Below are 14469 nucleotides of genomic sequence, written 5' to 3' on the forward strand. Positions count from 1 at the left end.
CTATTTCTATGTTTTACCCACTATTTTGAGAAAATCAAAAATACAAAAAGCCAGAGGAGGTACGCCCCGGTTACTGCTACATTTCTGTAGCCGTGCGTGTCACTCTCGCCTAATTTTCACAATACAAATATATCATGATCAAAGCCAAATGAACGGTCAATGTGCGGTCAAATAACGGTCAAAAAGCGGCTATTTTTTATATTTCATATCAAGACGTTCTTGTCTCAGTTTTACAATTCTAAGTTTCTCTTTTGCCGTCTCAGCTTCGATTTCTTTATTACGTGCATCATCTTCTCTTTTTAATTCCTTTACAATATGAAGTATTTCCTTTTTCTCCTCTATAGCTTCATTAATGATGTTATTCATAGCAAAAATTTTTTTTGCCATGAAATTGAAATACATTAAACATATTAAAATAAATATAATAAAAACAAGATACATTACAGCGGTTAAAAAGTAAGTATCAGCAGTTCTTTCACGCTTAATCTTTGCCGCTTCATCATAAGCGTTGGCGATTTGTTTATTTTTTAGATTAGGAACATTAGCTTCTTTGATTTGTTCTATAGTCATATCTCTAGCAGCATCGGTTATAGAGTTATCAATGTTGTCGTAACTCTGATTAGTATTAGTAATTACTCCTGCAACCATTGTAAAAACAAGACCCAAAACCGTGAATAAGATTGTTAAAGTTTTAATCCACTCACTTAACGAACTGGCATCGGATTTCAGTACTCTAAGCTCACTAACTTCCTTATCCAGCAAATTTTTCTTGGCTGCTTCTAACCCCTTTATTGTTATTCCTTTCCATGAAATCATCTTTATTCCAAATTCCTCTTTAAAGTAGCTTTCAATGTTTTTGTACTTCTTGATCGTTGAGTTTGTCATCTTATTTCTCCTCAGTACTTATTTCCCTATATTACTATATATCGGAAATCAACTAATGAAAATAAGGACAACTTATGACGATTCGTTAATGCTCTGATTGTCATAACTCCCTCCTCCTCCCTTATTTATCAAGAACTTATCCCAGCAGGTATTACATAATGGTGGTTCAATAGGCAAGCCCCTGCATCCGCACTCCCGTCCATCGCAACAGTATTCAGGCTCATATTCGATGGGTTTTCCGCATTCCATACACTTATCTGCACTGTATATCTGTCTTCTCCTCTTCCCTTTTTCTCAGGGTCACCCGGACCTCGCCAAAAGCTCTCTACTTCAACCTAGGTTGCGTTTTGATATTTTTCTTTTCCGTTTTAACCACTCTTTTTTTCATATCCAAACATATTATTTTATATAACTAAAAGAAGGAGGAACAAAAATGCTTAGTGTTATCAACTTTAATAGTTCTCTGCTTACGAATTTGGACGACACTGGAATCTCTCTTACTACCGTACCGGGGTTATTACTCGAATTTGGTATATTCGTAGCAACACCAATAAACGTTCTAAACATTCTTTCGTGTATTGGTTCCGATCCACCCACTAATTCAGTTGTTGCAACTTTTGAAGTCTACCTTGATGGTGTGCTTACGGGACAAACGATGATTGAGGCCGTGAACGAATCCCAACAGATTACTTTTTCAACGATAGTGTCGAATGTAACTCCAGGCCACCATGTTATCCAAGTATTCGGTTACGCGGATACAGCTAATGAATTTATTGTAGGTGGTCCTATTAACGCTACTGCAACAGTTTATGGGTAATGGTTTGATCGGCCTCATTCATCTTCATGAGGCTGACTTTCATGCCCCTCCCAATTCCAGTCTTACTGCAGGTGCATTTCAATAAGTTCAGCACCTTTACCCATCCAAAATGTTCTCCTTCCGGTATACGTTTGCTTCGCTTTCTTTCACCGATTTTCTTAATAATGTCAGCCAAAATAATACCGGTCCTCGTGAGCTCAGCATCCTTTTGAATAAACCCTCTGTTATTCATGATGGCCAGCTGTCCGCGGGTAACCAGAATCAAATTATCCGAATCGAAATTTCGCCTGTCCCCATCCCCGAATATGACAGCATGTCCCCTCGGAACGGCGTGCCCGCATTGCTGCTCCCAAATTAGTAGGTGCTTCCCGCGCCACATATTCGGATCAGCAATCTTTATATCTACATAATCATCCCCGTTAACCCTCTCAGAGCCTACAGGAACATAATTGTGCGGCTTATGGCCCTTCTTGAATTGAGTATCCTCGCCACCGGTCCATAACTTCTTCTTTCCCTTATTGGGTGGAACGCTACCTAGTTTGATCCTGGCATCGATTCCGCTCTTCAACCCGTTATTTTTGATAAAGGCTCGCATTTGCGAAGGCTGGATCTACACTTCGAACTTCTCATTAAACATTGAAGTCAATTCCAGAACATATCGTCCATGAATGTTGGTGCTGATAAATTCCTTGTGCTCCAAACTGTATCGAAACATCAATCATCCCTCCAGCATCTTAGGGATAGCCATATTAGCATTCATCTTGTCGTCAGTCAGCTTGATGGCATCCAACACCAGAGATCCGTTTGCAATGATTTGGGAAGCAATGCTTGTTACTGCCTTCGCTCTGCTGAACCACTGGGTATGACTCCAGCGATGTTCAACAAACGATACTCACACCTACTCCCAATCATGCAGGAAGAGGCCGTTGACAAAATTGAAGCAGAACTGAATAAATACGCTGAAAAACAGCTCGAAACTGCAGAAAAATAATTTCCGTTAGCAAATCCGTTAGCAAGCGCAAAATTCTGGTCTTTCCCCATCCTATTTTCTTTATATCACTAATCCTATAGACAGCAAAAAACCCTTACAAAGTAAGGGTTTTTGTTAAGTGGGCCCTGAGGGACTCGAACCCCCGACCAATCGGTTATGAGCCGACCGCTCTAACCAACTGAGCTAAGGGCCCGGATCTAAAAATATCCGAATGTAGAATTGCTGTTGTAAATAAATTGGTTGCGGGGGCAGGATTTGAACCTGCGGCCTTCGGGTTATGAGCCCGACGAGCTACCGGGCTGCTCCACCCCGCGTCAGAAAAAATATTCAAACAGCGACAATAAATAATATACAGTACAAATCGGGTCTACGTCAAGGAAGAATTTATAAAAGTTCTCAAGGCAGAAATCTAACCCCGTACCTTCCCTTACGGGATCGATAAATTTCTACAAAACGCGGGTCATGATAACCGTAAATCCAGCCATCTTGCTCCAATCTTTTAGCCAAACAACCTGCTTGAAATCTAGTCCTGAACAGTTTCGCGAAGTATATCCAATTCATGATGCCCTCTTCTCCTTTTCGCAAATTTATGATACACCGCTCTGAACTTATCATGCCCAAGTTCCACAAAATAAGCCACCAGAAAACTGGTGGCTTAGGGCATATTCCAGAGTCATTCACCGATCGAGTCAAAATAGACCGTTGGATCTTTTTCAAGTGTATCCAGCATGGTATTCCCTTGCTTCTCCCAAGCTTTGAGTGCATTCTCGACGGTTTTCTTCCCCTGATAAACGTCAATGAATAATTGACGTCCAACATCACTAATCCGGCTAATTCCAGGCTTCTGCATCTGTAAACTGATCAATAAAGGATCCGTTGCAGGTAAAGGCTTAAGCGTATAAAAAGCTTCCAAATTTACAGAAGGGGTCTGAGCGGTAATATAATCCTTACGGGAAGTCAGTTCACTCTTGTTATGGGCTTTAATTTTCGCAACCTCATTACTGTTGACGAACTTAATCAAATCCCAGGCATCTTCCTTATTAGTAGCCGTAGAACTAATAGCCATCATATTACCAAGCCATGTTCCAATGGCAACATCCGGTTTTTCCTGAAAGGTAGGTACAGTAACCACACCCCATTTGATGGGACTGTAATTTTTGATCTTAGCAGCATTACGGGCCACTCCCGCCAGTTCATTGAGATAACCATATTCTCCAACGACCATTGCTGCTTTTCCTGTGAGGAACAGATCGCCTTGGATTGGACTGTAGGCATTCCCTTCTGTTCCTGCAAAATCCAACCCATTTAACTCAGGTACAATTTGTTTCTTAACCAACTGGCTGTAAGTAGTCCAAGCCTGATTCCACTGTGTAGTATTTACAGTCATGTGCTGACCCTTATTATCGTACATCGTAAGTTCTAGCGGTGCGACATAGCTCTGCATATCCCAGAATGGATCACTTAAGTAACGGTTCATCGAGAACCCGTATATCCGAGTTTCTTTATTAGATGACTTCTTCGTCACCTTATCTGCCAGCGTAAACAGTTCATTCCAAGTCATCTTGTCCGTTGGATAGCCCACACCAGCAGCATCAAAGATTTCCTTATTATAAAAAAGCGCACTAGACGAGAAGATCGGTGCCAACGCAAAAAGACTTCCTCTACCCAGTTCACGAACTCCATTCAGCATCGTAGGCGCCATATTGCTTAAATCATACTGATCACGCGCTATAAGCGGCTCCAGCGATTGGACAAGATTATGATCCACCAAACTCTTCACTAATGCGCTATCACCGACGATCACATCAACAGGCTTATCCCCGCCCATAATCGCCCGGATATTTTCCAAATTGTCAGAGCTTGCGTCTGAGGAGGTGTTATTGTACCGAAGGTCATTCGTATCTATAGCCGGAATAATCTCCAATTTGATTTCTGGATGCTGCAATTCATACATATCTGTAAACTGCTGACGAAAAAACGAATCGTCCTCCCCAGACCATAGACTCCCAATACGCAATACACGTTGCTCCACTGAAGCCTTAGAAGGCTCAGCCCAAGCCGTATTCCACCCATCAGAGATTAGTGGTAGTATCAGCGCAGCGCATACCCCAAGGCTTAACCAGCGGCGCCACAGCCGTTTATTGTTGTTTATATGATTCATTATTATATCCTCCCATAAAATACTTGATTCTTCTACATCTTATGGATAAATAATCCATAATCCTAGTAACAGTATAAAGCTTTAATCAAGAAGGGAAGTTACAGGACGTTTAAAGTTATACTACGATTTCTTCATATTATTCTCATAAAAATGTTACTAGGAGCTTTTGCAGATACACAATCTCCACTTTCCCACTCACACTTGCTCACTTGCTACATCTCCGCTGACCGACACAATCCTACCCTCCACGACTGGATAGTTGTACTTTCTGCAACTATTAGAACTCATTTATTTTATTTTTCCTTTTAATTGCACTCTGTACAATTAATAACCGTTACTAGAAGGTTTCGGCAGATACTAGGCTGATTATAATTGCACAAAGTGCAACTATAGTGCCAATTCCTCTAAGAAAAGTTAGTTTAAGTGTACAAAATACAACTATTCGTGTCTTGGATGACAGTTGAGTATGTTGTGTCTGTTAAAAAATAAAAGCCCCTCACTGAAAAGTGAGAGGCTCGCCTAAACTATACTCATTTATTTAAGCTTAAACACCAAATGATGAAGGATCTTTTCTCCAAGATTTCAGTACTTCTACGTCCGTCGATTCAATTTTACCTTGTGCAAGAGCCACATCAATCAATGTGCTGTAGTTGGACAAGCTTTGTAATGGCATTTCAGCTGCAGCAAAAGCATCCACTGCACGGTCCAGCTCATAGCTGAAGATTGCGAGTACAGCCAGCACTTCTGCGCCAGCTTCTTGCACGGCCTGAGCCGCTTTGACGGAGCTTCCACCTGTGGAGATCAGATCTTCAATAACAACAACCTTTTGTCCCGGTTTAATCAGACCTTCGATCTGATTCTGCTTGCCGTGGCCTTTAGCTTTATCACGGATATAAGCCATTGGCAGGTTCAGTTTATCTGCTACCCAAGCCGCGTGTGGAATACCCGCGGTTGCTGTACCTGCGATCACTTCAGCGTCCGAATACTCGCTCTTAATAAGCTGCGCGAAGGCATCTGCAATATAGTTACGAACTTCTGGGTAAGCCATAGTCAGACGATTGTCGCAATAGATCGGCGATTTGATACCAGAGGTCCATGTAAAAGGCTCCTGGGGACGCAGTGCTACTGCTCCAATCTCCAACAGATAACTTGCTACTTGTTCACTTCTATTTAATGAGCTCATGCTAGGGTCATCTCCTCAATAATGTTTAGTGCTGCTTGACGTGGATCTGGTGAAGCTGTAATCGGCCGTCCTACAACAAGGTAGTGACTACCCTGACGAATGGCTTTTCCAGGTGTCATAACCCGGGACTGATCGTCCAAGGAAGCACCTGCTGGCCGGATACCCGGTGTAACCGTGCAAAATGCTGGGCCGCAAGCTTCTGCGATAGCTGCGGACTCTTGTGGCGATGCTACTACACCATCTAGACCCGCATCGGCAGCCAGCTTGGCGTATCTTACCACAGTATCCGCTACCTCTCCAGCGATCCCAATTTCGTTATTCATCACTTCTTGACTCGTACTGGTTAGCTGGGTAACTGCAATAATCAAAGGCATCTTAAGGGCAGCATTAGCACTAACTGCTGAAGCCGCTCCTTCGCGTGCTGCAGCCATCATGGCTGAGCCCCCTGCCGCGTGTACGTTAAACATATCAGCGCCAAGATTCGTAAGACTTTGAGCGCCACCTTTTACCGTGTTAGGGATATCATGCATTTTCACGTCAACGAACACAGAATAGCCACGAGATTTCAGCTCTTGAATAAATTCTGGTCCTGCCGAATAGAACAGCTGCATGCCTACCTTCATATAGCAAGGAATTCCTTCCAGCTTATCGATCAAGGCTCTTGCTCCAGTCACATCAGGATAATCCAAAGCGATCATCAGACGGTTCGCCATTGCTTTCCACTCTACTTCTCCTACTCCCACAACCATGCTCCTATCCAGTGCAGACTACATCCACACCCTTTATTTTATTAGACCCTAGGCATAGCGGAACGGTCTGCGTAAACGCAAACCGCCCTATGCATCTTTATGAGATTAGTTCAATTGTCCGACAAAAGCAGGCATGGACTGTGACGAGAAGTTAATCGTCTGCAGCATTCTGAGAAGTGCCGTCACTGTATCCAGTGAAGTCATACATACGACGCCATTTTCAACCGCTTCACGGCGGATACGGAACCCGTCACGTTCTGGCGTTTTGCCTTTAGTCAGTGTATTAAAGACGAAGTTAGCTTGCCCACCACGAATCAAGTCGAGAATGTTTGGCGCACCTTCATCCAGCTTGTTTACATTCATTACGTTGAGGCCTGCTTCTTCAAGCGCTTGTGCCGTGCCTCCAGTAGCAATGATTTTGTAACCCATGGAGTGGAATCCTTTCATAAGTTCTACAGCTTCTGCTTTATCTTTATCTGCCACCGTAACGATGATAGCGCCTGTGGCTGGAATTTTCATCCCTGCTCCGATCAGACCTTTGTATAAAGCTTTTGCGTACAATTTATCACGGCCCATAACCTCACCGGTTGATTTCATTTCAGGTCCGAGTGTAGGTTCTACTCTGCGCAGTTTGGCAAAAGAGAACACTGGCACTTTAACCGATACATAATCGCTTTCCGGCCACAAACCTTCTGTATAACCGTCATCCTTCAGCTTGCTGCCGAGAATGATTTTGGTTGCCAAATGCGCCATTGGAATTCCTGTCACCTTACTCAGGAAAGGAACCGTACGCGAGGAGCGTGGATTTACTTCGATTACGTATACTTCGTTCTGATAGATAACAAACTGGATGTTGACCAGTCCAATCGTCTTCAGTTCCTTAGCGATTTTAATTGTGATCTCAACGATTTTCTCTTTTAGACCTTCATCCAGATATTGCGGAGGATATACGGCGATAGAGTCACCGGAGTGAACACCTGCGCGTTCGACATGTTCCATGATGCCCGGAATAACTACTGTCTCACCATCACAAATCGCGTCTACCTCAACCTCTTTACCTAACATGTAACGGTCAATCAATACCGGATGCTCTGGATTCACTTTCACCGCTTCTACCATGTAGCTAAGTAGTTCAGTATCGTTATATACGATTTCCATTGCACGTCCGCCTAGTACGTAGGAAGGACGTACCAGCACCGGATACCCAAGGGATTGTGCAGTTTCTACAGCTTGATCCACGTCGGTAACCGTCTTTCCTTTCGGTTGAGCGATATCAAGGCGTGCCAGCAAAGCTTCGAATTTCTTACGGTTCTCAGCTTCATCAATGCTATCAAGGCTAGTTCCAAGAATCTTCACACCAGCAGCACTTAGAGGTGCCGCAAGGTTAATCGCTGTCTGACCTCCGAATTGAACGATAACCCCAATCGGATTCTCTTGCGCAATTACGTTCATAACATCTTCGAAGAATAGAGGTTCAAAATACAACCGGTCCGAAGTATTGAAGTCTGTAGATACCGTCTCAGGGTTATTATTGATGATAACCGCTTCATATCCAGCCTTCTGAATAGCCCATACCGCATGCACTGTGGAGTAATCGAACTCAATCCCTTGACCGATCCGGATTGGACCAGATCCCAACACGATAACCTTTTGCTTGTCAGAATGAATGACTTCGTTCTCAGTCTCATAAGTCGAGTAGTAGTAAGGTGTAGTAGCTTCGAACTCCGCCGCACAAGTATCTACCATTTTGAACACAGGTGTTAAACCTTGCTCCAAACGTAGCGCGCGCACATCAGCTTCTTTGGTAAATTTCCCGTTCGCTTGTCCTTCTGCACGAATCTCAGCAATCGCACGGTCTGTAAAGCCTTTACGTTTCGCTTGGTATAGAGTTTCCGCAGACAACGTTTCTTCGCCGCGAATAACCTCTTCAAAGTTAATCAAACCTTCAATTTTGGAGAGGAACCACCAGTCCACGTTCGTAATATCCTGGATTTCTTGCAAACCGTAACCACGGCGGAAAGCTTCAGCAATCAGGAACAGACGCTCATCGTCAGGCTTCGCAAGACGTTCACGCAGCACGCTCTCTTCCAGTGCCTCTGCACCTGGCAGACGGAACCGGTGAACACCAATTTCCAAAGAACGAATCGCTTTGTGAATCGATTCTTCAAAAGTACGGCCGATCGCCATTACTTCGCCTGTCGCTTTCATTTGCGTACCCAGCTTACGGTTCGCATGAATGAACTTGTCGAACGGCCAGCGTGGAATTTTACTTACAATATAGTCAAGTGTAGGCTCGAAGCATGCATAAGTCTGTCCGGTTACCGGATTGACGATTTCATCCAGCGTGTAACCCATCGCGATTTTGGCAGCCATTTTGGCAATTGGATATCCAGTTGCTTTGGACGCCAAAGCCGAGGAACGGCTGACACGCGGGTTTACTTCGATTACATAATATTGATAACTTTGCGGATCAAGTGCGAATTGTACGTTACATCCACCCTCAATATTCAGGGCGCGGATGATTTTGAGCGAAGCTGTGCGCAGCATTTGGTATTCGCGATCCGATAACGTCTGGCTAGGTGCCACAACGATACTGTCACCTGTATGTACACCTACAGGATCAAAGTTCTCCATGTTGCAGACAACGATACAGTTATCATTAGCATCACGCATAACCTCGTATTCAACTTCCTTCATGCCGGCAATACTCTTCTCAACCAGACATTGTCCGATCGGGCTGTAACGAATTCCTGCTTTGACGGTTTCACGCAGCTCTTCTTCGTTATCGCAGATCCCGCCGCCTGTGCCGCCAAGCGTATAAGCTGGACGTACAATCAGAGGGAATCCAATTTCCTCAGCGAATTTCATTGCTTCATCTACAGTAGTGATAATGGTGCTGTCCGGTACAGGTTGATCCAATTCACGCATTAGATCACGGAACAAATCGCGATCCTCTGCTTTCTCAATGGAATCAAGCTGTGTACCGAGAAGCTTAACATTCTCTTGCTCAAGTACACCTGCACGAGCCAATTCTACAGCCATATTTAGGCCAGTTTGACCGCCCAGCGTTGGAAGCAATCCATCTGGACGCTCTTGGCGAATAATCGCAGTTACGAATTCAAGCGTAATAGGCTCGATGTACACTTTATCTGCAATATTTGTATCTGTCATAATCGTTGCTGGATTGCTGTTAATCAGTACGACTTCCACGCCTTCTTCTTTAAGAGCTTGGCAAGCCTGAGTTCCTGCGTAGTCAAACTCCGCTGCTTGGCCGATGACGATCGGTCCGGAACCGATCACTAGTATTTTTTTAAGTTTATCGTTCTTTGGCATGTTATAGAGCTCCTTTCACGGCTTCAAGCTGTAAGTTAGTTTTTGGCGCCGTGATTCTGGCGTTTGCCGCAAGTTGTGCCTGACGTGAAACAACAGGTGTCTTTGCTTTATGATCGGCAATCAATTGAAGGAAGCGATCGAACAAGTAGCTGCTGTCATGTGGTCCTGGCGCCGCTTCTGGATGATATTGCACCGAAAATGCTGGGTAACGAGTATGTTTAATACCTTCAACAGTCTTATCATTATTATTAATGTGAGTAACTTCTAGTTCAGTGTTCTTCACAGATTCCTCATTCACGGTATAACCATGGTTCTGGGAAGTGATGAAGCAGCGTCCGCTTTCCAGTTCCTTCACAGGGTGATTCCCACCGCGGTGACCGAATTTCAGCTTCTCTGTATCCGCTCCACAAGCAAGTGCAAACAACTGATGACCAAGGCAGATGCCGAAGATCGGATATTCACCAAGCAATTCGGAAATCGTCTTGACAGCGTGAGGCACATCTTTCGGGTCCCCAGGGCCGTTGGACAGTAGGATACCATCTGGGTTCAGACGGCGAACTTCTTCCGCTTTTACATCATGTGGCACTACAACAACATCACAACCACGTTCGTTAAGCTCACGTAAGATACCAGCCTTCGCACCGTAATCCACAAGTACAATTCTTTCTTTGTTGCCTGGGCTGCTGTACGAACTTGCAGTTGATGTACGAGCTACCTGATTGCGCAATTCCTCAATCGTAGTATTTCCCATCATTTCCATCAGTTCCTCTACACGTTTGTTAGAGGTGGTCAGGATCGCTTTCATTGTTCCGTAGTGGCGAATAATCCGAGTCAACATCCGAGTATCAATCTCGCTGATCCCTGGAATATCGTATTCTTTCAACAAGTCGTCCACACTATATTCAGCACGCCAGTTACTAGGTACTTCTTCATGACGGCGCACTACAAAGCCGTGTACGAAAGGTCGAACAGATTCAAAGTCATCCCGAGTAATCCCGTAGTTCCCGATCAATGGGTAAGTCATTGTAACGATTTGTCCGCAATATGAAGGGTCAGACAGCACCTCTTGATATCCTGTAATTCCTGTATTAAAAACAACCTCGCCTGTCTTCTCGCCCTCAGCGCCAAATGCGGTACCTGTAAATAAAGTTCCGTCTTGCAGCAGCAATCTCGCCTGCATTCCATTCCACTCCTTCTTGTTTCTGTAGTCTAATGCTTATGCCTTACAAGCCTTCCGGAGTGAACGTGTACACAATCGCTGCATCCGTAAAGATCAGCAACTCCGCCCCACCAGTCCGCTAGTTTTTCTCAGTCCATACGGCTTTGCCGTCTACCCATGTCATTACTGGCCAGCCCTTAAGCTTCCAGCCACCAAAAGGAGTATTCCGTCCTTTACTTGCGAAAGATCCTGGGTCTACTTCTTTCTCCTGCTCCAAATCAATCAGTGTCAAATCTGCAGGAGCTCCGATATCCATCACACCGGTGTTCAGTCTGAATACCCGTGCAGGATCAGCAGTCATTCTTTGTACTAGTAAGGATAAATCCCATTTCCCTGTTGCTACAAACGCTGTGTATAGTAGTGGGAAAGCTGTTTCGAATCCAACGATACCAAAAGGTGCAAGTTGCATGCCTTTAGCCTTCTCTTCCTCACTATGCGGCGCATGATCCGTAACAATCATATCTAGTGTGCCGTCAAGCAAACCTTCGATACATGCTTCAACATCGCGGCGGGAGCGAAGCGGCGGGTTCATTTTCCAATTGGCATCAAGGTCTGGAATATCTTCTTCAGAGAGCAGCAAGTGATGCGGACACACTTCAGCAGTTACTTTAATGCCGATTTCTTTCGCTTGGCGAATCAGTCGCACCGATTGTTCAGTACTTACATGGCACACATGGTAATGAACGCCTGTCGCTTCAGCCAGCAAAATATCGCGTCCAACATGGATGGCTTCTGACTCATTTGGAATTCCTTTCAGGCCATGCTTTCTTGCGAACTCACCTTCGGCTACACAGCAGCCTTCAACCAGTGAATTATCCTCGCAGTGAGCAATGACTGGCATATCCAGTGCTGCGGCGATGTTCATAGCATCTTTCATCATTTGAGCACTTTGCACGCCTACGCCGTCATCGGTATAACCAATAGCTCCAGCTTCTTTAAGTGCTGCAAAATCAGTCAGCTCACGTCCGAGCTCATTTTTCGTAATGGCTGCATAAGGAAGTACTTTAACGAGTCCTGCTTCACGCGCTTTGTCTTTGACAAATTGTACGATTTCCGGGGTATCTGTTACTGGACGGGTATTAGGCATACAAGCGATGGTTGTAAATCCGCCTTTGGCAGCCGAACGACTTCCGGTTTCCACTGTTTCCTTGTGTTCAAATCCCGGTTCGCGTAAGTGCACATGCATATCAATGAGTCCTGGAATGAGCAGTTTGCCTTCAGCATCAATGATCTCTCCAGCTTCTGGAGCAGCTTCATTTCCATCGATTAAGGCCGAGATAACACCTTCTTCAAGTACAATATGTTTCCGCTCTAACAAGCCTTCCTTATTCAATACGCTGGCGTTTCTAATAATCACTGTCATGATTCTACCTTTACCCACAGATCCCGGCTGCGGGCCCTCTCGTTATTATATAATAAAAATTCATGTTTGTGTATATTTATTAGTCCTTATTCATCATCATTCTTTGAACTTTATAATAAAGCTCTTTCGAGAACTGCCATCCGAACCGGAACCCCATTAGACATTTGCGGGAAAATCCTTGATTGACTGCTCTCTACAACTGCATCATCAATCTCGACATTCCGGTTAACCGGAGCTGGGTGCATAATGATTGTATCTTTTGCGAGCTTAGCTGCGCGTTCTTCCGTTAAACCATAATGTCTGCGGTAATCTTCCGCGGAAAGTACGATACCAGAAGAATGACGTTCCAGCTGCACACGAAGCATCATGACTACATCTGCTTTAAGAGCTTCTTCTATGGTTACATAAGGTGCGTATTCCATAAGCTCAGGAGCCTTCATATTCTCCGGTGCACAGAATTGCACTTTAGCCCCTAGCTTTGTAAGTCCCCACAGATTGGAGCGTGCTACCCGGCTATGCATGATGTCCCCGATAATAGAAACCGTGAGACCCTTTAAATCTCCAAACGTTTTGGTCATGGTGTAAAGATCAAGCAGCGCTTGTGTTGGATGTTCATTGTTGCCGTCACCCGCATTAATAAGCGGTATGGACACCTTCTCAGCTAACTGCTGCAGCACACCTGCAGGCTTCAAACGCACAACTCCGGCATCGATCCCCATCGATTCCAGTGTGCGTACTGTATCGTAGATCGACTCCCCTTTTTCTACACTAGAAGCTGCAGCCGTAAAATTCAGTACTTGTGCACCCAGTCGTTTCTCTGCCATTTCAAAGGAGAAACGAGTGCGTGTGCTGTTCTCAAAGAACATGTTAGAAATAAAATGCGAGTTCAAAATGGGAGTTAACTTCTCACTTTGATTGTCCCAGTATGCTGTTCTGTCCAGCAGCCCAGTGATTTCCGACCGGTCAAGCTCTTTTATTCCCAGCAGACTACGTTCCTTTACCTTGGTAAGTGTCATGATGTTATCGTTCCTCCCGGTTTGAAATAATGTAGACCTCGTCTTTGCCGTCGTATTCCTTCAGCGCCACTTCAATCTGCTCATGCTTTGAGGTAGGTACATTCTTACCGATGTAGTCTGGTCGGATCGGCAGCTCGCGGTGTCCACGGTCAGCCAGTACTGCCAGTTGAATCATTCGTGGGCGTCCGCAATCCATCAAAGCGTCCATCGCCGCGCGGATGGTGCGTCCGGTGTAAAGCACATCGTCAAACAAAATGACCTTCTTATCATGGATGCCATCATTGCCGGAAGTAATAATGACGTTACTCTTCACTACTGCTTCACTGCCTCCTACTTCACGGTCATCCCGATAATGTGTGATGTCGAGTTCGCCGTAAGGAATCTCGACGCCTTCAATTTCCTTGATCCGCTCAGCGATGCGCTGTGCTAGGTACACGCCTCGTGTTCGGATACCGACCAGCAGACAATTTTCAATCCCTTTGTTCTTCTCCAAAATCTCATGAGCAATACGCGATAATGCCCGGCGGATCGCCGTTTCGTCCATAATTACATTTTTCTCAGTAACCATAATCTTGTCACCCTCCACTTGTTTCGCCTGTTCAAGTTCCTGGAAATCAAAAAACTCCTTGCCTATTAACAGGCAAGGAGTGAAATCCGCAGATGAAGAAGATGATGGCCGCGCGCATAAAAAGACAGTCCGGTGTATACACTCGGATACCTTTCTAAGAGTCGCGAACCTCGATTCACGTTAC

12 protein-coding genes and 2 tRNA genes are annotated in these 14469 nt (G+C 44.8%); 1 reads left to right on the forward strand and 13 read right to left on the reverse strand.

Annotated features, from left to right (window positions below):
* Positions 1-189: 189 nt before the first annotated feature.
* On the reverse strand, positions 190-885 hold the full coding sequence (locus tag MKX41_RS17205; RefSeq protein ID WP_340972132.1) for a hypothetical protein: 696 nt from the start codon (positions 883-885) through the stop codon (positions 190-192).
* A gap of 433 nt (positions 886-1318) precedes the next feature.
* Between MKX41_RS17205 and MKX41_RS17210 the strand changes: the two genes are divergently transcribed.
* Entirely contained in the window at positions 1319-1702 is a 384-nt protein-coding gene (locus MKX41_RS17210; protein ID WP_340972134.1) for a hypothetical protein, read from the forward strand.
* Here the strand turns inward: MKX41_RS17210 and MKX41_RS17215 are convergent.
* The 12 genes from MKX41_RS17215 to pyrR all read right to left on the reverse strand — a co-directional run bounded on the left by MKX41_RS17215 (position 1680) and on the right by pyrR (position 14285).
* Positions 1680-2270, reverse strand: a complete 591-nt coding sequence (locus tag MKX41_RS17215) for an HNH endonuclease signature motif containing protein (RefSeq protein ID WP_340972137.1) — start codon at positions 2268-2270, stop codon at positions 1680-1682. The two genes, MKX41_RS17210 and MKX41_RS17215, sit on opposite strands and share 23 nt — an antisense overlap.
* A gap of 542 nt (positions 2271-2812) precedes the next feature.
* Positions 2813-2886, reverse strand: a tRNA-Ile gene (locus MKX41_RS17220).
* Positions 2887-2930: 44 nt separating this feature from the next.
* A tRNA-Met gene (locus tag MKX41_RS17225) sits at positions 2931-3007 on the reverse strand.
* Positions 3008-3089: 82 nt separating this feature from the next.
* On the reverse strand, positions 3090-3254 hold the full coding sequence (locus MKX41_RS17230; protein ID WP_019909365.1) for a hypothetical protein: 165 nt from the start codon (positions 3252-3254) through the stop codon (positions 3090-3092).
* A gap of 112 nt (positions 3255-3366) precedes the next feature.
* Positions 3367-4854, reverse strand: a complete 1488-nt coding sequence (locus MKX41_RS17235; protein WP_340972139.1) for an ABC transporter substrate-binding protein — start codon at positions 4852-4854, stop codon at positions 3367-3369.
* Between the two features lie 544 nt (positions 4855-5398).
* Positions 5399-6037 (reverse strand): orotate phosphoribosyltransferase, encoded by a 639-nt coding sequence (pyrE, locus tag MKX41_RS17240; RefSeq protein WP_340972141.1) that lies wholly within the window; start codon positions 6035-6037, stop codon positions 5399-5401.
* A complete protein-coding gene (gene pyrF, locus MKX41_RS17245; RefSeq protein WP_340974962.1) occupies positions 6034-6750 on the reverse strand; it encodes an orotidine-5'-phosphate decarboxylase in 717 nt (238 codons plus the stop codon). The genes pyrE and pyrF overlap by 4 nt, the downstream gene beginning before the upstream one ends.
* A gap of 141 nt (positions 6751-6891) precedes the next feature.
* Complete coding sequence (carB, locus tag MKX41_RS17250) at positions 6892-10119, reverse strand: carbamoyl-phosphate synthase large subunit (RefSeq protein ID WP_340972143.1); 3228 nt, start codon at positions 10117-10119, stop codon at positions 6892-6894.
* Between the two features lies 1 nt (position 10120).
* Complete coding sequence (gene carA, locus MKX41_RS17255; protein WP_042190808.1) at positions 10121-11299, reverse strand: glutamine-hydrolyzing carbamoyl-phosphate synthase small subunit; 1179 nt, start codon at positions 11297-11299, stop codon at positions 10121-10123.
* A gap of 118 nt (positions 11300-11417) precedes the next feature.
* Positions 11418-12701 carry a dihydroorotase gene (locus tag MKX41_RS17260; protein ID WP_340972147.1) on the reverse strand — a complete coding sequence of 428 codons (1284 nt, stop codon included), beginning with the start codon at positions 12699-12701 and terminating at the stop codon, positions 11418-11420.
* A 110-nt stretch (positions 12702-12811) separates the two neighbouring features.
* The gene (locus tag MKX41_RS17265; protein WP_042190812.1) at positions 12812-13717 is read right to left on the reverse strand and encodes an aspartate carbamoyltransferase catalytic subunit; all 906 of its coding nucleotides are present in this window, start codon (positions 13715-13717) and stop codon (positions 12812-12814) included.
* Between the two features lie 4 nt (positions 13718-13721).
* Entirely contained in the window at positions 13722-14285 is a 564-nt protein-coding gene (gene pyrR, locus MKX41_RS17270) for a bifunctional pyr operon transcriptional regulator/uracil phosphoribosyltransferase PyrR (protein WP_149647673.1), read from the reverse strand.
* Between the last annotated feature and the right edge of the window lie 184 nt (positions 14286-14469).

The organism is Paenibacillus sp. FSL R5-0475, assembly GCF_038004585.1.
Lineage (GTDB): Bacteria > Bacillota > Bacilli > Paenibacillales > Paenibacillaceae > Paenibacillus_AQ.

Bases quoted from the DNA above. Each gene is read 5' to 3' on its own strand.
- MKX41_RS17205 (WP_340972132.1), bottom strand. From the start codon at position 885: ATGACAAACTCAACGATCAAGAAGTACAAAAACATTGAAAGCTACTTT.
- MKX41_RS17210 (WP_340972134.1), top strand. From the start codon at position 1,319: ATGCTTAGTGTTATCAACTTTAATAGTTCTCTGCTTACGAATTTGGAC.
- MKX41_RS17230 (WP_019909365.1), bottom strand. From the start codon at position 3,254: ATGAATTGGATATACTTCGCGAAACTGTTCAGGACTAGATTTCAAGCA.
- MKX41_RS17235 (WP_340972139.1), bottom strand. From the start codon at position 4,854: ATGAATCATATAAACAACAATAAACGGCTGTGGCGCCGCTGGTTAAGC.
- pyrE (WP_340972141.1), bottom strand. From the start codon at position 6,037: ATGAGCTCATTAAATAGAAGTGAACAAGTAGCAAGTTATCTGTTGGAG.
- pyrF (WP_340974962.1), bottom strand. From the start codon at position 6,750: ATGGCGAACCGTCTGATGATCGCTTTGGATTATCCTGATGTGACTGGA.
- carB (WP_340972143.1), bottom strand. From the start codon at position 10,119: ATGCCAAAGAACGATAAACTTAAAAAAATACTAGTGATCGGTTCCGGA.
- carA (WP_042190808.1), bottom strand. From the start codon at position 11,299: ATGCAGGCGAGATTGCTGCTGCAAGACGGAACTTTATTTACAGGTACC.
- MKX41_RS17260 (WP_340972147.1), bottom strand. From the start codon at position 12,701: ATGACAGTGATTATTAGAAACGCCAGCGTATTGAATAAGGAAGGCTTG.
- MKX41_RS17265 (WP_042190812.1), bottom strand. From the start codon at position 13,717: ATGACACTTACCAAGGTAAAGGAACGTAGTCTGCTGGGAATAAAAGAG.
- pyrR (WP_149647673.1), bottom strand. From the start codon at position 14,285: ATGGTTACTGAGAAAAATGTAATTATGGACGAAACGGCGATCCGCCGG.